We start from the raw sequence: 19199 nt of genomic DNA on the forward strand, positions 1-19199 counted from the left end.
CATGGCAGTGAAAACGGAATACGTGGTGGTGGACGGTTGTCTTCAGGACGGCGCCAAGGTGACCCGCCAAGGTGAGGTCTACGACCCGCCCAGCAAGGAAGTCGCCGAGCTGCTGGTGGCCGAAGGCAAGATCGCTCGCCGCGGCCAGCTGCCGAAAGGTGATCAGGACGGCGGTGACTGACGTGGGCTTCCGCGATCAGGTGGCGGGCATGGATGCTGCGCTACTGGAAGAGCTGGGTGATGAGGTCGAAATCGAAGGTTTCGACGAGCCGGTGAAGGGGTTCATGTCCGTGCCGTGGCAGCAGCCAAAGGTCGGCACGATCAACACCGGCCTCCGTCAACCTGTCTTCTCTGTGCGTGTGGGTGACGCCGCGGGCATCAAGGAAGGCCTGCACCTGGTCTGCGATCTTGCCCCTGCGGATGGCGGTGGACGGTACGTCATCGCCAAGCGTGACCCGGACGGTACGGGTTGGATCAATTTCGCTTTACGGGAGGTTCGATGAATGTCGGCAGCTATCACAAGCAGTCCTCCGACACCGGCCTGATCACACTGCAGGCGAACCCTCGACAGGTGAAGGAGTTCGAGCAGTTTGCCGGGCTGGTGCCCAAGGCGATCAACGCAGCCCAGCGCCGGGCCATCAACAAGACCTTGCGCTGGCTGCGGACCCATGTCGCGCGTTCGGTAGGCCAGCAGGAGCGCATTGCCATCGCGGCGGTGCGGCAGCGCCTGCGGGCCTACACGGTGGGCAGCAACGGGCAGGGCAGACTCTGGTTTGGCCTCAACCCGATCGAGGCCAGCCGTGCTGGCCGGGCCAGGCAGACCCGCGCAGGTGTCTCGGTGGCGGGGCGGCGATATCAGGGCGCGTTCTATCGGCAGGTGTACGGCGGCAATCCAGACATCTGGATCCGCACGGCCAGCAAGCACTTTAGAGCGAGCGACTATCCCGAGAGCGAGGTTTCGAAAGCGGGTGGGGCCAGCTCGGGCTGGATCGCCGAGAACGACAGTCGCTTTCCCTTGGCCAAGGCGAAGATCTCACTCGAGGCGGTGAGGCCTCACTTCGAGTCATGGACGAACAAGGCTCACCAGCGGTTGCTGGTGGTGATGGAGCAGGAGCTGAACTTCGAAATGCACAAACTCTTACGGAGAACTGGTAATGGCTGATGATCCGATCCCTCTGGCGAGGGTGTACGCCGCGATGGAGGAGGCCATAGCTCAGGCCATTCCTGGCCTGCACTACGTGGGCACGATGCCCGGAATGCTTCAAGCCATCGCCGTCCCTGGGATTGTTCTGGAGCTGTCCGGGTTCGAGCCCGCTGACTATGACCGAGGCACGGGCGAGGTAGCGATCGAGGCGCGTTTCGAGGCACGGGCTATCGTCGGTACCGAGCATGACGATCATCTACACGTCGCGGCGTTTATCGCTGCTCAGCTGGCGGTGCTGCTGCGTATGCAAACCTGGGGGATAGAGGTTGAGCCAGCTCAGCTGGTTCGGGCTGAACCCGACTGGAGCAGGCCAGAGCTGGACGGGCTGGCGGCTTGGGTGGTCGAGTGGACCCAGGTCATCTACCTCGGTGAAGAAGAGTGGCCCTGGCCCAATCAGCCACCAGGCTCGCTTGTCTGGGGTTTTGTTCCTGACACCGGTCCGGGCAGTGAAGGCAGTTACCTGCCACCGGAGGCCATGGGATGAGCTACGCATCTTCAATGCACGACCGCATGCTCTCCAGCCTGGTGATCCCTTGTCGGGTGGTCGCGGTCGACCTCGCCGCCGCCATGGTCCGGGTCTCGGACGGCAGCGGTTGGACCAGTGCCTGGGTGCGTTGGCATAGCCAGGCGGCGGGGAAGGCGCGTCACTGGCGGGCACCGAGCCTGAATGAGCAGGGTGTCCTGATCAGCCCGAGCGGCGAGCCCGCTCAGGGCACCTTCGTTGCGGGGTTGTACGGCAACGCCGGTGCTCAGCCGGACAACCGCGACCACGTCGAGACCTGGCGCTTCGACGATGGCGGCTCGCTGATCTACGACTGGCAGGCCAAGAGCTACACCATTCAGTTACCCAGCGGCACCGTGACCGTTCAGGTGGGCGCCTCGCAGGCGGTTCTGACGGACGAGGCCATAACGGCGAAGTCCAGCAGCATCAGCGCGCAGGCCGAGACGATTACGTTGACCGGCCAAGTGACGATCAACGGTCCGCTCACGGTGACGGGTGACATTAACGGAGGTGGCCGGATCATCGACACCGCCGGTAACACGGCAAATCACAAACACTGACCAGAGCCCGCCCCGCGCGGGCTTTTTTATGCCTGGAGGTTCCATGGCCAAGACACAGAAAGAAACCGGTGAGGTCGTCGAGCCCTTACCGCAACCCAGCAAGGCAGTCACCTTCATCGACCAGGAGTACACCCGACGCACGCTGGTCCTGCCCGATTGGCTGGTGCTCGAGGTTGTCCAGGGGCAGGTCACCCTCGCGGGCGATGATGCCCCTGGCTTGGCCTATATGCGCAACCGGGCCGACTTCAAGGAGGCCTGACCATGATCGGCATGGATCGTCGAACGGGGCAGCCGGTCTCCGGCCTGGCGCACCTGCGGCAGTCCATCGAGGACATTCTCGGTACCACGGTCGGCAGCCGGCGGATGCGTCCGGAGTATGGGTGCCAGTTACGCCGCTACGTGGACTTGCCGGTGAATGAGGGGTGGAAGAGTGCGGTTCAGGCCGAAGTCGCCCGTGCCCTTGGGCGATGGGAGCCGCGGCTGCGGTTGGAGCGCGTGCGCGTTGTGGCTGTTGTCGATGGCCAGATCAGCTTGCAACTGACCGGCGAGTACCTGGGTGACAGCGCAGTGATGGAGGTGAGTGTATGAGCGCAGTGGACCTATCGCAGCTCCCGGCGCCGCAGGTGTTGGAGAGCCTGGACTTCGAGGGGATTTACGGCGAAGAGCTGCAGCGCTTCCGCGAGTACATGGGCGACAAGTGGGATGCGCTGCTCGAGAGTGACCCGATCACCAAGCTCCTCGAGCTGGGCGCGTTCCGCCGGATGCAGAACCGTGCGCGGGTCAACGATGCTGCGAAGTCTCTGCTACTGGCATATGCAACGAAGGCCGATCTCGACCAGTTGGCCGCCAATGTGAACCTGCAGCGGCTGGTGGTGCAGGCTGAGGACTTGAACGCGGTACCACCGGTGGAACGGGTTCTCGAGGCGGACGATGCACTGCGTGAGCGCGTGCAACTGGTGTATGAGGGGCTCACCACCGCCGGCCCGCGAAACAGCTACATCCTGCATGCGCGCAATGCTTCGGGACGTGTGGCAGATGCTACAGCAGAGAGCCCGGCCCCGGCCGAAGTGGTGGTGACAGTGCTGGACTTGGAGGGCACAGGGCTGGCTCCGCCTGAGCTACTGGAGACTGTGCGCTTACATCTAAGTGACGACGATGTACGACCTGTTGCCGATCGGCTCACCGTCCAATCTGCACAGATCCTGACTTATCGGGTCGAGGCCCTCGTTTACCTGTCGGGTACTGGACCGGAGAACGAAGCCATCCTCGCCGAATGCAGGCAGCGCATCGAGGCCTGGGTGAACCCCAGGCGCCGCTTGGGCTTGGAGGTAGCGCGGTCAGGGGTGGATGCGCAGTTGCACATTGCTGGGGTCAGCCGGGTGGAACTGGTGGGGTGGTCTGATATCCGTCCCACCAAGGCCCAGGCGGCCTGGTGTGAAGACATCCGCGTGACGCGAGGTGGCTGACATGAAAAGTCTGCTGCCGTTGAACAGCACCCTGCTGGAACGGGGCATTGAAGTCGCCACGGAAGAAGTGACCGAGATCCCGCTTCGGACGCTGTACAACCCCGATACCTGTCCGGTTCATCTGTTGCCTTACCTGGCCTGGGCCTGGTCGGTTGACAGGTGGGACCCGAGCTGGGCCGAGCCGGTCAAGCGTGCGGCGATCAAGGCCTCGTATTACATCCATGCGCACAAAGGCACCATCGGGGCTTTGCGGCGTGTGGTCGAGCCATTGGGTTATCTGATCGAGATTATCGAGTGGTTCAACGCCGTGCCTGAAGGCGTGCCTGGAACCTTCGCGTTAAAAGTGGGGGTTCTAGAAACCGGTATTACTGAAGAAATGTATCGAGAGCTGGAGCGCCTGATCGACGATGCCAAGCCCGTGAGTCGGCAGTTAACCGGACTCGACATCATTTTAGAAAGCCGCATCGACGCCTTCGTGGGTGTGGCCATTTATGACGGTGACGAAATCGACGTGTACCCCTGGAGCAATCCTGACATCGATATGGTGGTCCAGGGCTACAGCGGCGTAAGCGTTTACACCCTCGACGAACTGGATATGTATCCCTATGGTTGATCAGAACACTATGTTCGGCGGCATGCTGACAACGCTCGGTGCCGCCAAGAAAACAAACTGCGATGCCTTGGGCATTCCTTGGGAGCCCAAGTACATGTTGATTGGCGACGGGGGAGGGGCTGACCCAGTCCCGAGCCCGACGCAAACCAAGCTCGTTAACCAAGTCTATCGCGCCCAGCTCAATCAGCTGCGGGTTTCTCCGACTGACTCCAATGTGCTTATTGCTGAGCTGGTGTTACCGGCTGACATCGGTGGCTGGTGGATGCGCGAGCTGGCCTTGGAAGACAAGGATGGTGTGTTTTCCGCGGTGGGCAATATGCCCCCCAGTTACAAGCCTCTCTTGCCGCAGAATTCTGGGCGCAACCAGGTAGTGCGGATGCACGTCATCACCAGCGGTACGTCGAACATCCAGTTGAAAATCGACCCGTCTGTGGTCCTCGCGACTCGTGAGTATGTCGACCAGCGGATCATGGAAGAGCTGTACAAGCTCGACACTAAGCAGTCGGTACGGGTGGCCACAACTGCCAATATCGCGCTGGCAGGGCTTCAGTCGGTCGATGGTGTGGCCCTTGTGGCAGGCGACCGGGTACTTGTGAAAAACCAGGCCGCGGCCAAGGATAACGGCCTGTATGTCGCGGCGGCTGGTGCCTGGGCTCGGGCGGCGGATGCTGATACCAGTTCCGAGGTTACTTCGGCCCTACTGGTCTCCGTTGAGCAGGGTACATCTCAGGCTGATACGCGCTGGCAGTTGATCACCGATGGGGTAATTGTCTTGGGCACCACTGCCCTGACGTTCCAGAACGTGACGCAAGGATTTGCGCCGATCAACTCCCCTGCATTTATGGGTACTCCAACAGCCCCGACGCCTGCGCGATTTGATAAAACTCCACTCTTGGCAACTACAGAGTTTGTTCAACTTTCAAAGGGCGGCTACAGCGGATACGCAGAATATCAAGCGGCTAGCGGGAGTATTCCGGTAAGCGATGCAGGGAAGTACATCGGCTTCAACTCTGGCGGGGTTCAATCCTATTCGTTGCCCGATGCAAACACGCTTCCGCTTGGGGTAAGTTTTTTTATTGAAGCTGTAGGGCCGGCTTCTGTTTTGACCTTGACCGCGCCTAATACAACTTTCACAGGGGTAAGTGCGCAAGCGCCTTCTAGTTCTTTCAGGCTTCGTGACAGTGCGTGCGAGTTTATCGTTATTGGTGGGTCATACAGAGTGGTTGGAGGAGGCGGTAAATCTCTGGTCGCGAGAAATGGTTATGAGCGTATGTCAAATGGCCTGATCCGTATGTGGGGGGACGGCGGTGCTGGTGGTCATGCAAGTCACTGTGCATTCGGCAACTCGATTGCCAAAACGACCTATAACGCCTTTCCGATCCCATTTCCTAACGAGTTATTTGGCGTTGTCGCCAATCACAATAGCGCTGGGGTTTCAACAGTATCTATCGTAACCACGGGGGAGACCGTTAACGGATTTTATGCCGCTGCTAGCTGGTCTGTTGATTGCTCTGTCCGCTGGTCTGCCATTGGGAGGTAAGCATGAAATTTAGCCCTAGCAACCTTCAGTTTTATCCTGATGATATTGGCTACGAAATGACGGATGTACCGGGCGATGTTATCGACGTTCCGCCAGAGGATTTTGCGGCGGCGATGGATCGCGCTCCGGGGGAGTTGCTCAAATTTGAGAATGGTCGTGTCGTTATTATCCCGGCACCTGAGATCGATACTGTTGAGCGGTTGGTCGCGCTTGAACGCTATTGGCGTTCGCAGCAACTTACGCAAACAGATGCTGTTGTGACACGTCATCGCGACGAGCTGGAGGATGGCTCGGAAACTACATTGACACCTGCACAGTACAGCGAGCTTCAGGCGTACCGCCGAGGGCTTCGCGACTGGCCCGAAAATGGCGAGTTCCCGCTTGCGGAGCATCGCCCCATGGCTCCGCCTTGGCTGGCTGGCCAGCTTCAATAAACGCCCCGCACTGACGGGGCGTTTTCATTTCCGCAACTTGAAATCCTCACCCACCAAAGCCTCGCTCATGCGGGGCTTTTTCGTATCTGGAGACTCTAATGAGTGGCTTCTTTCACGGCGTTACAGTAACGAACGTTGACACCGGAGCGCGCACCATCGCGCTGCCGTCGTCATCGATCATTGGCTTGGTCGACACCTTCACCCCTGGCGCGGATGCCACCGCCAAGGTCAATGACCTGATGCTGATCACCAACGAGCGCGAGGCGGTTGCCGCGTTCGGTTCTAACTCGGCCATTACCAAGGCCTGTCGCGCTATCTATGCCCGCGCCAAAGCGGTCATCGTTGCCTGTGGCGTGGCCAAGACGGAGAGCAGTGCCGAACAAGCTTCGGCGATCATCGGCGGCGTGCTGGCCGACGGCAAGCGTACCGGTATGCAGGCGCTGCTCGACGGCAAGAGCCGCTTCAATGCGCAACCGCGGTTGCTGGTAACACCGAAGCACAGCGCGACCCAAGCCGTGGGCACCGCACTGGTGGCCTTGGCCGACAAGCTGCGCGGCCTCGCCATCATCGACGGTCCGAATACCACCGACGAAGCGGTCATCGCTTACGCCGGCGAGTTCGGCGCCAAGCGGGCCTTTCTGGTTGACCCTGGTGTGCAGTACTGGGACACGGACACCAGCGCGACCGTCAACGCGCCCAGCTCGGCCTATGTCGCCGGCCTGTTCGCCTGGACCGACAGTGAGTACGGCTTCTGGGCTTCGCCCTCGAACAAGGAGTTCGTCGGCATCACCGGTACAACGCGCCCGGTCGAGTTCCTCGACGGTGACGAGACGTGCCGTGCGAACCTGCTCAACAACGCGAACGTGACGACCATTATCCGCGACGACGGCTACCGCCTGTGGGGCAACCGCACCCTGTCGAGCGATCCGAAATGGGCCTTCGTCACCCGCGTGCGGACCATGGATATCGTGATGGACGCGATCCTGTACGGCCACAAATGGGCTGTCGACCGATCGATCACGGCCACCTACGTCAACGATGTGACCGAGGGGCTGCGAGCGTTCATGCGCGACCTGAAAGCTCAGGGCGCGATCATCAACTTTGAGGTGTACGCCGACCCAGAGTTGAACACCGAGAGCCAGCTGGAGCAAGGCAAGGTGTACTGGAACATCCGCTTCACCGACGTCCCGCCGGCCGAAAACCCCAACTTCCGCGTCGAGGTCACTAAGCAGTGGCTGGGCGAAGTCCTCGACAACAACGCCGCATAAGGAGCGCACCCGATGGCAATGATTCCCGAAACCTTGGCGAACCTGAACCTGTTCGTCGATGGCGTCAGTTTCCAGGGCGACGTGCCCAGCCTGACTTTGCCCAAGCTCACCCTGAAGATGGAAGAGCATCGAGCCGGCGGCATGGATATGCCGGTGGAGCTGGACCAGGGCATGGAAAAACAGGAGGCCGGCTTCACCACCACCGGCGTGCGCCGTCAGTCGCTGAAGTTCTTCGGCCTGGCTGACGGCACCGCCTTCAACGGCACTTTCCGCGGGGCTTACAAGGGCCTCAAGGGCAAGATCACCCCGGTCATCGTCACCCTGCGCGGGGCGTTGAAAGAGGTCGACATGGGCGACTGGAAGCCAGGCGACAAGGCCGAGATCAAGCACAACGTCGCAGTGACCTACTACAAGCTCGAGGTCGACGGACGCGTGGTCTACGAGATCGATGCGCTGGGCATGAAACGGGTCATCAACGGTGTCGATCAGCTCGCCGCGCAACGCCAGGCCCTGGGCCTGTAACCCTCACTACAAGGACAAACTCCCATGACTAAGAAAATCCCCGCTTTCCTGCAGGTCGACGTCGACCGCGTCACCGTCAAGTTGAGCAAGCCGAGCGAGTGCAACGGCGTCACGGTCGACACGCTGACCCTGCGGGCGCCGACTGTTCGAGATATCCGCACTGCCCAGGTTACCGCCGATGGCGATGATGAGCAGCGTGAACTGAATCTGTTTGCCTCGCTGGCCGAAGTCAGTGTGAAGGATCTCGAAGGGTTGGCACTGAAGGACTACACCCGTCTACAGGCCGGCTATTTTCGCCTGGTGCAAGACGACGAGCTTTGACCCGCAGACCCAGAAGCAGCTGGCCAAACGGCTGGCTGCCGAGCTGGGCTTCTCGGCAGCAGAGATCTCTACGATGTCCTGGATAGACATCGTCTGGTGGCTCACGGATTGAGCCTGCAGGAGGGTAGCGCATGGCAAAGCTGGCGATAGCGCTGGAAATCGGCGGCGCCGTTGCAGCATCGCTCGGTGCGGCATTCGGCACTGCCCAGGGACATATCAAGAAGCTCGAGGACAAGGGCAACCGGGCCAAGGTGTTGAAGAACACCATCGGCGAAACAATCAAGCTCAGGGACGAATGGAAGAAGGCCCATGACAGTGGGTCGTCAGCAGCATCCGGTCTGCTGCGTCGCTTGGAAGGCAATCTCGATGCCCTGAAGAAACAGGGCGTCGAGGTCGGGCGCCTTGCTCGGGAGTACCAGCGCCTTGGGCGCGAAGCGAAAGCAGCAGATCTGCAGCAGAAGGGACGGCAGCAGATCGATGCGGGCAAGTCTTCGCTGAAGTCAAACATCGGCGCCGCGGTTGTCGGCGTTGGCATGGCTGCGATCCCAACGAAGATCAGCGCGGATTACCAGGCTGTGATCCGCGACATTGCGATCAAGGCCGACGTGGCCAACAAACCCGAGGAGGCCCAGCTGACCAGGACGGTCATCGATACGGCCAAGGACACGGGCATGTCGCGCAACGACGTTGCCGACCTGGTCAACCAGCTCGTCGGTGCCGGTATGGAGCTGGACAAGGCACTGGCCTATGCCCCTACCGCAGCCAAGTTCGCGGTCGGGCAGGGTGCCAGTGGCGTCGATACGGCATCGATGATCATGGCGCTGCAGCAGAACGCCAAGATCACCGACCCCAAGGTCATGCAGCAGGCGCTCGAGGCCATCGCGTACCAGGGCCAGGCGGGCAGCTTTGAGGCCAGTGACATGGCCCGCTGGTTTCCGCAGCTGTTGGCTGGCATGGAGAAGAGCGGCAGCACGGGGCTAGAGGCAGTGACGTCTCTGGGGTCGATGCTGCAAGTGCAGATGAAAACTGCCGGCAGCTCGGATGAAGCGGCGAACAACTTCAAAAACTGGATCGAGAAGATTGGCTCTGGCGAAGTAGTCGATGCCTACAAGAAAGCTGGCATCGACTACCAGGCCTCGCTGAACACCGGCATCCAGAAGGGCATGTCGACGATCGAGTCATCGATGGCCCTGGCCCTGAAGTATGTCGAAGCCACGGACCCGGCCAAGGCGAAAAAGATCAAGGATGCCCAGGCCGGTATCAGCAAGGAAGCTGACCCGGAGAAGGCCAGGGCTGCCCTGGATGCGTTGGAGAAGTCCCTGCGTACCGGGGACTTGTTCGCGGACATGCAGGTCAAGGCGGCGCTCACGGCCTATGCGCAGAACAGAGGTTTGTACACCCAGCTCAAGAACGACTCGACCAAGGCCACCGGAATTCTAGACAAGAACCTGGCCGAGCGGCGCGAGACGTCGTCGCAGATCTGGAAGGAGACGCTGCAGTCGGTCGATGACAGCATGCGCAGTGTCGGCGACGCCATTCGGCCGGTGACAGACAAAGTCGGGCAGGGCATCAACTTTGTGGCACGCAAACTGACGGAGCTGTCGGACAAGGCGCCGGGCGTAGTGATGGGCATTGCCGGCATCACTGCTGGTATCGGTGCGCTGCTCACTCTGTACAGCACAGCGAAGATCGGGCGCGGCGTTTGGAATGTTGCGCGTGGCCATCGCTTGGGACGCGGTGCTGCTGGCGGTGGCGGCGTTCCTCAGACCGGCAACAAGGCGGTGGATGCCGGCCTTGGCGTGCTTGGCAAAGTGTTTGGTGGAGCTGCTGCAAACGATGCTGGTGGCGTGCTTGGCAATGAGCCGCAGCGAGTCTTCGTCGTCAATGCCAGGGATCTCGGCGGGTTGGGTTCTTCGGTAGGTTCTGCAGAACCAGGTGGCCGGCGCCGCCGCAGGCAGCGAAGGGGGCGTGGTGGTTCGGTGACGCGCAGGTCCCCTGGTGCAAGTTCAGTCGGGCGGGTGGTGCGTGGAGGTGCTTCGACCGGATTGGTGGCCGCGAGCGCGGTTGCGGATGCGACTCAGGTCGGGCGGATGGGGCGGGTGCTGGGTACCGTCGGCAAGGCTTCCAAGTTCGTTGGCAAACTGCCGGGCGGGAAAGTGCTCGATGCCGGCATGACCCTGGTCGACACGGCCCTCAACGCGAAAACCCAGGACGAGAAAGCCGAAGGCTATGGCACCGCGGCGGGCGGTTTGGCCGGTGCCCTGGCGGGTGGTGCTGTAGGGGCGGCGATTGGCTCGGTCGTGCCGATCATTGGTACCGCCATCGGGGGTGCCATTGGTGCAGCCTTCGGCGGTATGGGCGGGGAGGGCATAGGTGGTTGGCTCGGTAAGAAGCTGTTCGGCGAGGACGAGCAGTTGGCCAAGGCCGACAAGGACAAGGGCGCGGCACCTGGTGACGTGGCTCGCTCGATCGCAGCCGCAGCGCCGGCACCGACAGCTCCGGCAGTCGCCCAGGCCCTCGAGCAGGCCAAGCCCAAGTCTGATCCGCCCAAGGTCGACCAGCAGTTCTCCTACATGCCGAATATGCCGATCACCGTTCAAGGCGATGCCAAGGATCCGCAACAGTTGTTCCGCTCGCTCGAAGGGTTCATCCGCAATAGCTGGGATACCTGGTCGCGGGAAAACCTTGCTCGGCAGGCTGCTGGGCAACTGTTCGATGAACCCCATGTTTAAGGAGGTGCCATGGCCTACATGGAGTCTATGCAGTCGACGCTGTCTTCGTTGATTGCCGCGGGGGAGGCTGGCCGTACCAGCCTCGACGGCATGCTCGGGCCGCTGACCGGCGCTGTGAGCGATATGACGGGGGCTGCTGCCGAGCTGGAGGGCTTGCCGATCCTCGGCCCGGCCCTTGGCCAGAAGCTGCAGCGCACAATGCGGGCGATCAGCGCAGCCCAATCCACTGTGGGGCGGGTGGCGTCCACCTACAGCCAGGCGGTCAGTGGCGCCGCGGCGGTACAAGACCGAATCGGTTCGCTGAAAGAGCAGGCCGGTAAGGCTTCGGCGGCAATCAATCGGATAGCCGGCCAGGTTAGCCCGTCGTTGGCCAACATCCTGCCAACCAGCGCGCTTGCCTCGCTGGCAACGCCAGTGGCCGAGGCGATCAAACCCTTCCCGCACCTGCTGATCCTGCAGCCGCTTGATGCCAAGCAGCAGCCGTACTACTTCAACCTGGACACCGCCGCGTTCGACGAGCTGCGGCGGCAGACGGCAGCGCGCTGGGCCGGCCAGGAGCGACTGACACGGGATATCGCGCAGCAGGCGGTCGGGCAGGGCGAGGACAAAATCACGCTGAAGGGTGTGATCTATCCCGGCTTCAAAGGAGGGATCAAGCAACTGGACACCCTTCGCGCCATCGTCCGCCGGCTGCAGCCCGTCAGCCTGGTTACGGGCTATGGCGACGTGCTCGGCACCTGGTGCCTGCTGAGCATCGATGAAGAGCAGGGCGCGCTGTTGGCGGGCGGCATCCCACGCAAGCAGGGTTTCTCACTGGAGTTCGTGAAGTATGGCAACGACATGCAGAACGTCTGAGGGGGATCTGCTCGACACCCTGTGCTACCAGCACTACGGGCACCTTAACGGCACGGTCGAGTTGGTGCTGCAGGAGAACCCGGGCTTGGCTGATGAACCGCAGCCCTACCGCACCGGGGTGGTGATCGTGCTGCCCGACCTTGCGGCACCATCGATCGAAACCATCGAGCTGTGGGGTTAGCCCCCAGCCCTCAACGAGCCCCGCCCAGTGCGGGGCTCTTTCATTCTGGAGTGCCTATGCAACCCACCTTTCGCATCGTCGCTGATGGCGCGGACATCACGGCGCTGATTAATGACCGGTTGTTGCTGCTGAGAACGACCGACAAGCCTGGCATGGACTCCGACGAGTTCGAGCTGCGGATCGATGACCGTGATGCAGCGGTTGCCTTACCCGCCCGAGGGGCGCGGATCGAGGTCTACCTGGGCTATGCGGGGCAGACGCTGGCCCGCCTCGGGCGGTACACCGTCGACGAGATTGAAGTCTCGGGGCCGCCACGCACGATGGTCATCCGCGGCAAGGCCAGCGACATGCGCGGCAGCGGCAAGACCACGCGCAGCGGCAACTGGGAGGGCGTGCCGCTGTCGCAGATCGTCCGCGACATTGCGGCTCGCAATGGCTGGGCACCGGCCTGCCCCGTGCAGACCAAGGTCGACCGCGTCGACCAGCGTAACGAGTCGGACTTCAACTTCATCACCCGCCTGGCCAAGCAATACGACTGCACCGCGAAGGTCGCCGACGGCAAGCTGCTGGTCCTGCCCCGTGAGGCCAGCCAGGGGGTCAGCGGCAAGGCCTTTGGCGTGGTCACTATCACGCCTGCGGACATGAGCCGGTGGCAGTTCCGTCTCGGGGACCGCAGCGCACAGAAGGCCGTGAAGACCCAGCACCAGGACAAAAAGACTGGGAAGTTGGTGGTGGTCGAGCTGGGTAACGACGACGCCCCATCGGGGCTGCCGGGCGTACACACCGATCGACACATCTACCCGAACAAGTCCGCAGCCGAACAGGCGGCCAAGGCGAAGCTCGCTGCGTTCAACCGCACCACTGCCAGCGTGCGCTTGCAGATGCCCGGGCGCACTGACCTGTTCGCCGAGCGCTTGATCAACGCCCAGGGTTTCAAGGTGGGTCTGGATGGTCAGTACCTGGTCGACAGCGTCGAGCAGACCTTCGATGCCTCCGGCTGGTCGACCGCGGTGGAGTGCAACGGCGGCAAGAAGGGCAAGGCAAAGGCCAAGGGCAAGAAAAAGAAATCCGACACGCCACTGAAGGTGGTCGATGTGAAACCGGCCGGAGTGGCCACAGCAGGAGATCCAAGATGACTGTTACCCTCAAGCAGCTGCAACAGATCCTCCCCAACGCCGGCGCCAGAGCCGGCGTTTTTGTGTCAGCGCTCAACGCGGCCATGAGCCGTCGGCAGATCAGTACGCCCAAGCGCATAGCGGCTTTTCTCGCTCAGATCGGGCATGAGTCTGGCCAGCTGCTCTACGTCCGGGAGCTGGGCGGCTCCCAGTATCTGAGCAAGTACGACACGGGCAAGCTGGCTGAAAAGCTGGGCAATACCCCGGCGGCTGATGGCGACGGCCAGAAGTACCGCGGGCGCGGGCTGATCCAGATCACTGGCCACAACAACTACCGGCAGTGCAGCCTTGCGCTGTTCGATGACGAACGCCTGCTGCGGACGCCTGAGCTGCTGGAGCAGCCGCAATGGGCCGCCGAGTCGGCCGCCTGGTTCTGGGAGCAGAACGGCCTTAACGAGCTGGTCGATCGCGACCAGTTCAACACCATCACCCGCCGCATCAACGGTGGTTTGAACGGGTTGGAGGATCGCTTGCAGATCTGGGCGCGGGCGCGGGAGGTGTTGCAGTGAGCCCCGCGGCGTTGCGCCTGGCTGGTGCTCTGGTATTGGCCGGCCTTCTACTCGCCGCGGGCGCGGGCGGGGCATGGACGGTTCAGGACTGGCGCTATGGCAGGCAACTGGCGGAGCAAGCCCGGCTGCACGGTGAAGCCCTGAGCCAGCTGAACCTGGCGGCCGCTGCTCGACAGCGGGACGAGCAGGACAAACGGCTGGCCCTGGAGCAACAGCTGCAGGCCAGTGATCAAACCCATTACCGAGTTTTAAGCGATGTACAACGTGATCAAGGTCGCCTGCGTGACCGTCTTGCCACTGCTGATCTGCGCCTGTCAGTCCTCCTCGAGGCTACCGATTCCGGCAGCGGATGTGCCGTGCCGGCCACCACCACCGCCAGCGGCGTGGTTCATGGAGCCGCACGCGCCCGACTTGACCCAGCGCATGCTCAACGAATTATCGGAATCACCAACGACGGCGATCAAGGACTGATCGCCCTGGCAGCCTGTCAGGCGTACGCCAGAAAAGTATCTACACAGAAGTGAAAAGGAGCGGCCGGTCTGGATGCGTCAACATCCACCCCGGCCGCCGTCCCTGCAGATTGCCCCTGCAAGTCCAGCCAAGGCTCCTGCTCCGTGCACAAAGCGCGGCGAGCCTAGCACCTGTTTATATATACAGTAAAGGTCTTGCTCTTAATGTCTACTCCTATCATCCCCTGGATGGGTGGCAAACGCCGCCTAGCCGACCGCTTGATCCCCCTCTTCCCCCCTCACGAATGCTATGTGGAAGTCTTCGCCGGCGGTGCTGCGTTGTACTTCATGCGCCCCCAGCCAGCCCCGGTGGAGGTGCTGAACGACCTGAACGGTGACCTGGTGACGCTGTACCGGGTGGTGCAGAACCATCTGGAAGAGTTCGTCCGCCAGTTCAAATGGGCTCTCAGTTCTCGTCAGATTTTCGAGTGGCAGAAGATGACCCGCCCCGAGACGTTGACCGATATCCAGCGCGCTGCCCGGTTCTTCTACCTGCAGCAGCACGCCTTCGGTGGCAAGGTCACGGGACAAACGTTCGGTACTGCCACTACTGGCCCCGCCATAAACCTGTTGCGGATCGAGGAGAACCTCTCGGCCGCATGGCAGCGGCTGTCTGGCACCTACGTCGAAAACCTCTCTTGGCTTGAATGCGCGGAACGCTACGACCGTGCCCACACCTTTCACTACATGGACCCGCCTTACTGGCAGACCGCTGGGTATGGCGTGGACTTCCCTTTCGAGAACTACGAACGCATGGCCGACTTCATGCGCCGCTGCAAGGGCAAGGTGATGGTCAGCATCAACGACCATCCGGATATCCGGCGAGTGTTCGAAGGGTTTCATTTCGAGACCTTGGACATCCGTTACACCACAGCCAATCAGCGGCATGGCAAAGCTGACGTGACAGGTGAGTTAGTGATCATGAACTGGATTCCCGCAGCTCTGGGAGGGCTATTTTAGATGGTCGTCGCACAGGATCTGACTCGCTTGCTATTCGATTTGCGTGGAGCGTTACTGTGTCCACGCCCACAAAGGAAACCGCTTCATGGAAACCGCCGAGATGTACCTCCAAACCTTCCCAACACATGTCCTGCTTGCGGCTTTGCGCGGTGAGGTTGATCTGAACGAACTGGCCAAGCAGCAGTTGGTGAGCCGCGGTCTAGACTCCGCCGGTCAATGGGTTGGCTTTGCTGAGTCCGCCCGATTGATGACAGAGGTGGCGGGTAAGTAATCTCGAAGCTCCAGCACTTTCCCGGGCGAGGCTGGCCCGGGACGGTGTTCATGAGGCTGGTAATTGGACTGGCTCAACCAAGTTCGGACCCTGGTTGCGTACGTTGCCTACAGCAGTGCCGACCGGGTACCACTCGAGGATCTGGTTTTCGTAGCGTCGCATCGATGGACTGGCTCTGCGGGTGCTGTTAAGAATCTTATAGAAATCTTTTAAGCACGCGCCGATTCCGGGTAATACAGCAATGAAACCACATCGTCCCCACGGCCTTGCGCCAACTACGTTAGAAGCAGACATTCTCAAGCTTCGGGCTTTTGAAATGGTTCTGATACTTTTTTACATGGAGGATTTGAAGGCATTCATCATTGACAGCATTGAAACAACTCATGAGATCAACGGTACTGCTTCGCCCTTGCCGCTAAAAAAGAAGATGGATGCTGCAAGAAAACTGCTCGTTGTGGAAGGATGCATATCCCAGGCAGAGAGCGACGAGATTCTCCGACTTGTGAACTACCGAAACACCATTGGGCATCAAATTCATGCCCTAACGTGCGACATTGGTGCTTATTCGGAGCTTGGCGATTTTGATCCTAATACCTATGAGCCAGTGCGCAAGTACGATTACTCAGCCGCCAAAGGCGCTCGCCAGCTTCGCAAGAAAGTAAGCGAAGGAATGGCTAAGAAATTTTCCTTGCGTGCGAGTCTTAATGGCCTGAGGTTCGAGGCAGCCGAGCGCATTTACCTGACAGAGATTCAGCGTCTGACGAGAAAGGTCAACAAGCGCATACGGCAGTTCAACGAAACCATAGTGGGGACCGCTGCAGTCATCCGCAAAATTCCGGCGGCAGTTTTAGATCGCGCCCAGCCTGGTCATCCAAGGAATATCAAAAATAATGGGACACTAAGTGAGTCCGGTGTGAACTGTATCTTTCAGCTATTTGACGTCGGAGTGACACCGCTTGCTGTCGCTTATCTGATGAGGGTTTCAGTCCGGTCAGCAAACGCTTGGCATAAGAAATGGGTACAGGCTGAAGCACCTTACTAACCGGCGGTGTAGTGGGCTAGGGAATTGAAGTCGCACGGGGCACGAAGGGGGAGTAGAGCTATCGGCTTCTCGGGCTATACAGGTGGCTCCTTAAGGCAGTCTACTTTGAATATCTTTGGGGCACCCTCGGGATATGAATCTGTGCTTTCGACATGGGGCAGCCTTGGTGATCGACTGGGGCAAAGATGGGCCAAACCGAGCGACATTCCATGCTCCTCTAGCCCTTTAGGTGATTGATGGGTGAAAACACTTCTTTTGCACGCTGCTACGTGAAATCCGAGTCCTGAACCTTCTGCCAAAAATACAGATTTAAATCTCAGGCGCGTACTTTTCTGCCGTGGAAACCGAAGCCGACTTTTTCAACAGAATCGGTCGTTTTCTGCCTGTGGCGGCCAGCTGAAAATGGCCCATGGCTACTCGAGCAGATGGTAATCGTCACGGGTCCTTGGATCCGTGGTTCCACCTCGGCAGTTATGGCCGCGCATGGGCTTCAGTCCAGGAAGAAAGACAAGAGCTTCCGCTTCGAAGGCGAACGACAAGGCTTGCATCGTGACCGGTCGCAATGCCCCTCGACCTTCTTCAAGTTTCCTGATTGCCTTAACTGAAACCCCGGACCGGAATGCGAGTGCCTCTACTGACCAGCTCAGCATGGCGCGGGCAGCGGCGCAGTGGGCAGCCGAGAAGGACAGCGGTAAGTCATCAAATAAAGAGCCAGGTCCCCATTCGATTCCTGCCTCCTTTAACGCTCTGATCTGCTCGAGGTTGATAATTTTCCCAGTCATCGCACAATCTCCAGATTACTGTTTGTTTATACAGTAAAACACGCAAGCGGGAACGATTCTAGAGTCTCACGTGGTAACAGAAGGAGTTGTGGTGGTATGGAAATGGCCGGGGCGCAGATGAAGATGCGATGATCGGCTGGCAGGACGCGAGGATTGTTCAGGAAGCGGAGTGTCTAGGCGCAGGTGTCTGCTCAGTTCATACGGAGCCTGCGAAAACCAGAAACAGACACCTTAACAGACACCTTGTTGACGCGGGGTAGGCCGGAGGCCTTGAAAATAGTGGAGCGGGTGAAGGGAATCGAACCCTCGTTATCAGCTTGGGAAGCTGCGGCCTCGGAGTTTCGATAACTAGGACGTCTTTGGTTTAGCTTGACAATATTTTTTAGATCTTTAAACTTTCAGCTAAGCCGGACTGGTCTCGTTCGGCGCTGCTGGCCTTGCGCGAATTCTTAGGATACGAGACCAAACTGCTTCAATCGCAATACTTATTCTTTTGATACGAAACTTGACCCTAGTCAGGTGCACCACGGCTCGCCAGCTGCTGTACGAACTCTGTGCCCCTGTATGAGGTGTTTGATGATTCGTATTCCCGTTACATCGGCCGACTTTGATAGCGGTCGCATCAAAAGCTCTATTTCCAAGCTTAGTAAGCACCATCCCGATCAGTCTGTTAAGCCAAAGCGTTCTTTCGCGCAGCAAACCTTTGCTCAAATCCTCGGATATGGCGGATACGAAGAGTTGCGCTCGCAGGCTAAACATAATGGACCCGCTTATTCCGGCCAATCGCTAGCAATAGAGCAATTCATTGCGCCAATTTCACTTCGTATATCACGCTACTGGGGTGTGTCGTCCGATAAAGCGGAGCATGTTGCGGCCGCACTGGGACTCATCCATCTTGACGCATTCCGCGCCACAGCTCGAACAATACAGCAGCCGTTAATGCGAGAAAATCGCGTGAGCCCGCCTGGGCATTTGCCAAACCTCGGCATATCACCCGGACCAATTTTGGACGCTATTCGCCGGGCTACAGTGATGCCATTGGCGCAGCTGGAAGCGTTTCAGGATGCAATGAAGTCAATGGTACACATTGCTGCGATTCAAGACGCAATGAAACCTTCGGCCGCGATTGCTGCGATTCAAGACGCAATGAAACCTTCGGCCGCGATTGCTGCGATTCAAGACGCAATGAAACCTTCGGCCGCGATTGCTGCGATTCAAGACGCAATGAAGCCTTCGGCGGCGATGGCTGCGATTCAAGACGCAATGAAGCCTTCGGCGGCGATGGCTGCGATTCAAGACGCAATGAAACCTTCGGCGGCGATGGCTGCGATTCAAGACGCAATGAAACCTTCGGCCGCGATTGCTGCGATTCAAGACGCAATGAAGCCTTCGGCGGCGATGGCTGCAATACAAGACGCACTGAAGCCCATGGCGCATATAGCTGCGCTTCAGGATGTGCTGAGACCTTCGGCCAAGATGGCAGCGATTCAGGATGCACTGAAGCCATTGGCGCGTATTACTTCAGATCTAGACCGCGAGCGAATTCATAATGATGTTTAGGGCAAATTTAGGGCAAGCTTGAGACCGCAATAGGCCGCTTGACGACAAAGGAACGAGCAGAAATTCCCGCTTTTGTTGGCCTTAAGCGGCCTGTGGCGACAACGGAAGGGGTTCGAATCCCTATCTCTCCGCCATTATTGAAGTAGCCGAAGCCCCTGAAAACGTTAAAGTTTTCAGGGGCTTCGTCGTTTCT

At 59.8% G+C, this 19199-nt stretch carries 25 protein-coding genes; 24 read left to right on the forward strand and 1 reads right to left on the reverse strand.

Annotation, left to right across the window (positions count from 1 at the left end; translation table 11 throughout):
* Position 1: 1 nt before the first annotated feature.
* From C4K27_RS07330 to C4K27_RS07440, 23 genes are all read left to right on the forward strand, one after another.
* Entirely contained in the window at positions 2-181 is a 180-nt protein-coding gene (locus C4K27_RS07330; protein ID WP_053259972.1) for a hypothetical protein, read from the forward strand.
* The gene (locus C4K27_RS07335) at positions 174-503 is read left to right on the forward strand and encodes a head-tail joining protein (protein WP_007927010.1); all 330 of its coding nucleotides are present in this window, start codon (positions 174-176) and stop codon (positions 501-503) included. Before C4K27_RS07330 ends, C4K27_RS07335 begins: the two co-directional genes overlap by 8 nt.
* Positions 500-1162: a hypothetical protein gene (locus C4K27_RS07340; protein ID WP_053259973.1), complete on the forward strand. Its 663-nt coding sequence runs from the start codon at positions 500-502 to the stop codon at positions 1160-1162. The genes C4K27_RS07335 and C4K27_RS07340 overlap by 4 nt, the downstream gene beginning before the upstream one ends.
* Complete coding sequence (locus C4K27_RS07345) at positions 1155-1688, forward strand: hypothetical protein (protein ID WP_053259974.1); 534 nt, start codon at positions 1155-1157, stop codon at positions 1686-1688. Before C4K27_RS07340 ends, C4K27_RS07345 begins: the two co-directional genes overlap by 8 nt.
* The gene (locus C4K27_RS07350) at positions 1685-2266 is read left to right on the forward strand and encodes a phage baseplate assembly protein V (protein ID WP_053259975.1); all 582 of its coding nucleotides are present in this window, start codon (positions 1685-1687) and stop codon (positions 2264-2266) included. Before C4K27_RS07345 ends, C4K27_RS07350 begins: the two co-directional genes overlap by 4 nt.
* Positions 2267-2309: 43 nt before the next feature.
* Entirely contained in the window at positions 2310-2525 is a 216-nt protein-coding gene (locus tag C4K27_RS07355; RefSeq protein WP_053259976.1) for a hypothetical protein, read from the forward strand.
* A gap of 2 nt (positions 2526-2527) precedes the next feature.
* Positions 2528-2854, forward strand: a complete 327-nt coding sequence (locus C4K27_RS07360; RefSeq protein WP_009047523.1) for a GPW/gp25 family protein — start codon at positions 2528-2530, stop codon at positions 2852-2854.
* Positions 2851-3732 carry a baseplate assembly protein gene (locus C4K27_RS07365; protein WP_053259977.1) on the forward strand — a complete coding sequence of 294 codons (882 nt, stop codon included), beginning with the start codon at positions 2851-2853 and terminating at the stop codon, positions 3730-3732. Before C4K27_RS07360 ends, C4K27_RS07365 begins: the two co-directional genes overlap by 4 nt.
* A 1-nt stretch (position 3733) precedes the next feature.
* Entirely contained in the window at positions 3734-4345 is a 612-nt protein-coding gene (locus C4K27_RS07370; RefSeq protein WP_053259978.1) for a phage tail protein I, read from the forward strand.
* Positions 4338-5885, forward strand: coding sequence for a phage tail protein (locus C4K27_RS07375; RefSeq protein WP_081002224.1), 1548 nt, complete (start codon positions 4338-4340; stop codon positions 5883-5885). The genes C4K27_RS07370 and C4K27_RS07375 overlap by 8 nt, the downstream gene beginning before the upstream one ends.
* Before the next feature lie 2 nt (positions 5886-5887).
* Entirely contained in the window at positions 5888-6319 is a 432-nt protein-coding gene (locus tag C4K27_RS07380) for a phage tail assembly chaperone (RefSeq protein WP_053259979.1), read from the forward strand.
* Positions 6320-6417: 98 nt separating this feature from the next.
* Positions 6418-7587, forward strand: coding sequence for a phage tail sheath subtilisin-like domain-containing protein (locus C4K27_RS07385; RefSeq protein ID WP_053259980.1), 1170 nt, complete (start codon positions 6418-6420; stop codon positions 7585-7587).
* Between the two features lie 12 nt (positions 7588-7599).
* On the forward strand, positions 7600-8109 hold the full coding sequence (locus C4K27_RS07390; RefSeq protein ID WP_053259981.1) for a phage major tail tube protein: 510 nt from the start codon (positions 7600-7602) through the stop codon (positions 8107-8109).
* 24 nt (positions 8110-8133) lie between these two features.
* Entirely contained in the window at positions 8134-8430 is a 297-nt protein-coding gene (locus C4K27_RS07395; RefSeq protein ID WP_053259982.1) for a phage tail assembly protein, read from the forward strand.
* Positions 8431-8561: 131 nt separating this feature from the next.
* Positions 8562-11162 (forward strand): phage tail tape measure protein, encoded by a 2601-nt coding sequence (locus tag C4K27_RS07400; protein ID WP_053259983.1) that lies wholly within the window; start codon positions 8562-8564, stop codon positions 11160-11162.
* A 9-nt stretch (positions 11163-11171) separates the two neighbouring features.
* Complete coding sequence (locus C4K27_RS07405) at positions 11172-12017, forward strand: phage tail protein (RefSeq protein WP_053259984.1); 846 nt, start codon at positions 11172-11174, stop codon at positions 12015-12017.
* Positions 11992-12198 (forward strand): tail protein X, encoded by a 207-nt coding sequence (locus C4K27_RS07410; RefSeq protein ID WP_007923313.1) that lies wholly within the window; start codon positions 11992-11994, stop codon positions 12196-12198. The genes C4K27_RS07405 and C4K27_RS07410 overlap by 26 nt, the downstream gene beginning before the upstream one ends.
* A 56-nt stretch (positions 12199-12254) precedes the next feature.
* The gene (locus C4K27_RS07415; protein WP_053259985.1) at positions 12255-13334 is read left to right on the forward strand and encodes a phage late control D family protein; all 1080 of its coding nucleotides are present in this window, start codon (positions 12255-12257) and stop codon (positions 13332-13334) included.
* The gene (locus tag C4K27_RS07420; RefSeq protein ID WP_053259986.1) at positions 13331-13882 is read left to right on the forward strand and encodes a glycoside hydrolase family 19 protein; all 552 of its coding nucleotides are present in this window, start codon (positions 13331-13333) and stop codon (positions 13880-13882) included. The genes C4K27_RS07415 and C4K27_RS07420 overlap by 4 nt, the downstream gene beginning before the upstream one ends.
* An 11-nt stretch (positions 13883-13893) precedes the next feature.
* On the forward strand, positions 13894-14406 hold the full coding sequence (locus tag C4K27_RS07425) for a lysis system spanin subunit (protein WP_394325635.1): 513 nt from the start codon (positions 13894-13896) through the stop codon (positions 14404-14406).
* A 150-nt stretch (positions 14407-14556) separates the two neighbouring features.
* Positions 14557-15351 carry a DNA adenine methylase gene (locus tag C4K27_RS07430; protein ID WP_053259988.1) on the forward strand — a complete coding sequence of 265 codons (795 nt, stop codon included), beginning with the start codon at positions 14557-14559 and terminating at the stop codon, positions 15349-15351.
* Between the two features lie 85 nt (positions 15352-15436).
* Positions 15437-15622 carry a hypothetical protein gene (locus C4K27_RS07435; protein WP_053259989.1) on the forward strand — a complete coding sequence of 62 codons (186 nt, stop codon included), beginning with the start codon at positions 15437-15439 and terminating at the stop codon, positions 15620-15622.
* Positions 15623-15863: 241 nt separating this feature from the next.
* Positions 15864-16664: a hypothetical protein gene (locus tag C4K27_RS07440; protein ID WP_053259990.1), complete on the forward strand. Its 801-nt coding sequence runs from the start codon at positions 15864-15866 to the stop codon at positions 16662-16664.
* 413 nt (positions 16665-17077) lie between these two features.
* On the opposite strand, the gene C4K27_RS07445 is transcribed toward C4K27_RS07440, so the two are convergent.
* On the reverse strand, positions 17078-17446 hold the full coding sequence (locus C4K27_RS07445) for a helix-turn-helix domain-containing protein (RefSeq protein ID WP_125737983.1): 369 nt from the start codon (positions 17444-17446) through the stop codon (positions 17078-17080).
* A gap of 576 nt (positions 17447-18022) precedes the next feature.
* Between C4K27_RS07445 and C4K27_RS07450 the strand changes: the two genes are divergently transcribed.
* Positions 18023-19006 (forward strand): hypothetical protein, encoded by a 984-nt coding sequence (locus C4K27_RS07450; protein ID WP_125737985.1) that lies wholly within the window; start codon positions 18023-18025, stop codon positions 19004-19006.
* The last annotated feature ends 193 nt before the right edge of the window (positions 19007-19199 follow it).

Origin of the sequence: Pseudomonas chlororaphis subsp. chlororaphis (assembly GCF_003945765.1) — a bacterium.
Taxonomy (GTDB): Bacteria; Pseudomonadota; Gammaproteobacteria; order Pseudomonadales; family Pseudomonadaceae; genus Aquipseudomonas; species Aquipseudomonas chlororaphis.

Excerpts from the sequence above, each read along its gene's own strand:
- C4K27_RS07330 (WP_053259972.1), top strand. The coding sequence starts at position 2 with ATGGCAGTGAAAACGGAATACGTGGTGGTGGACGGTTGTCTTCAGGAC.
- C4K27_RS07340 (WP_053259973.1), top strand. The coding sequence starts at position 500 with ATGAATGTCGGCAGCTATCACAAGCAGTCCTCCGACACCGGCCTGATC.
- C4K27_RS07345 (WP_053259974.1), top strand. The coding sequence starts at position 1,155 with ATGGCTGATGATCCGATCCCTCTGGCGAGGGTGTACGCCGCGATGGAG.
- C4K27_RS07350 (WP_053259975.1), top strand. The coding sequence starts at position 1,685 with ATGAGCTACGCATCTTCAATGCACGACCGCATGCTCTCCAGCCTGGTG.
- C4K27_RS07355 (WP_053259976.1), top strand. The coding sequence starts at position 2,310 with ATGGCCAAGACACAGAAAGAAACCGGTGAGGTCGTCGAGCCCTTACCG.
- C4K27_RS07360 (WP_009047523.1), top strand. The coding sequence starts at position 2,528 with ATGATCGGCATGGATCGTCGAACGGGGCAGCCGGTCTCCGGCCTGGCG.
- C4K27_RS07365 (WP_053259977.1), top strand. The coding sequence starts at position 2,851 with ATGAGCGCAGTGGACCTATCGCAGCTCCCGGCGCCGCAGGTGTTGGAG.
- C4K27_RS07370 (WP_053259978.1), top strand. The coding sequence starts at position 3,734 with ATGAAAAGTCTGCTGCCGTTGAACAGCACCCTGCTGGAACGGGGCATT.
- C4K27_RS07375 (WP_081002224.1), top strand. The coding sequence starts at position 4,338 with ATGGTTGATCAGAACACTATGTTCGGCGGCATGCTGACAACGCTCGGT.
- C4K27_RS07380 (WP_053259979.1), top strand. The coding sequence starts at position 5,888 with ATGAAATTTAGCCCTAGCAACCTTCAGTTTTATCCTGATGATATTGGC.
- C4K27_RS07385 (WP_053259980.1), top strand. The coding sequence starts at position 6,418 with ATGAGTGGCTTCTTTCACGGCGTTACAGTAACGAACGTTGACACCGGA.
- C4K27_RS07390 (WP_053259981.1), top strand. The coding sequence starts at position 7,600 with ATGGCAATGATTCCCGAAACCTTGGCGAACCTGAACCTGTTCGTCGAT.
- C4K27_RS07395 (WP_053259982.1), top strand. The coding sequence starts at position 8,134 with ATGACTAAGAAAATCCCCGCTTTCCTGCAGGTCGACGTCGACCGCGTC.
- C4K27_RS07400 (WP_053259983.1), top strand. The coding sequence starts at position 8,562 with ATGGCAAAGCTGGCGATAGCGCTGGAAATCGGCGGCGCCGTTGCAGCA.
- C4K27_RS07405 (WP_053259984.1), top strand. The coding sequence starts at position 11,172 with ATGGCCTACATGGAGTCTATGCAGTCGACGCTGTCTTCGTTGATTGCC.
- C4K27_RS07410 (WP_007923313.1), top strand. The coding sequence starts at position 11,992 with ATGGCAACGACATGCAGAACGTCTGAGGGGGATCTGCTCGACACCCTG.
- C4K27_RS07415 (WP_053259985.1), top strand. The coding sequence starts at position 12,255 with ATGCAACCCACCTTTCGCATCGTCGCTGATGGCGCGGACATCACGGCG.
- C4K27_RS07420 (WP_053259986.1), top strand. The coding sequence starts at position 13,331 with ATGACTGTTACCCTCAAGCAGCTGCAACAGATCCTCCCCAACGCCGGC.
- C4K27_RS07430 (WP_053259988.1), top strand. The coding sequence starts at position 14,557 with ATGTCTACTCCTATCATCCCCTGGATGGGTGGCAAACGCCGCCTAGCC.
- C4K27_RS07435 (WP_053259989.1), top strand. The coding sequence starts at position 15,437 with ATGGAAACCGCCGAGATGTACCTCCAAACCTTCCCAACACATGTCCTG.
- C4K27_RS07440 (WP_053259990.1), top strand. The coding sequence starts at position 15,864 with ATGAAACCACATCGTCCCCACGGCCTTGCGCCAACTACGTTAGAAGCA.
- C4K27_RS07445 (WP_125737983.1), bottom strand. The coding sequence starts at position 17,446 with ATGACTGGGAAAATTATCAACCTCGAGCAGATCAGAGCGTTAAAGGAG.
- C4K27_RS07450 (WP_125737985.1), top strand. The coding sequence starts at position 18,023 with ATGATTCGTATTCCCGTTACATCGGCCGACTTTGATAGCGGTCGCATC.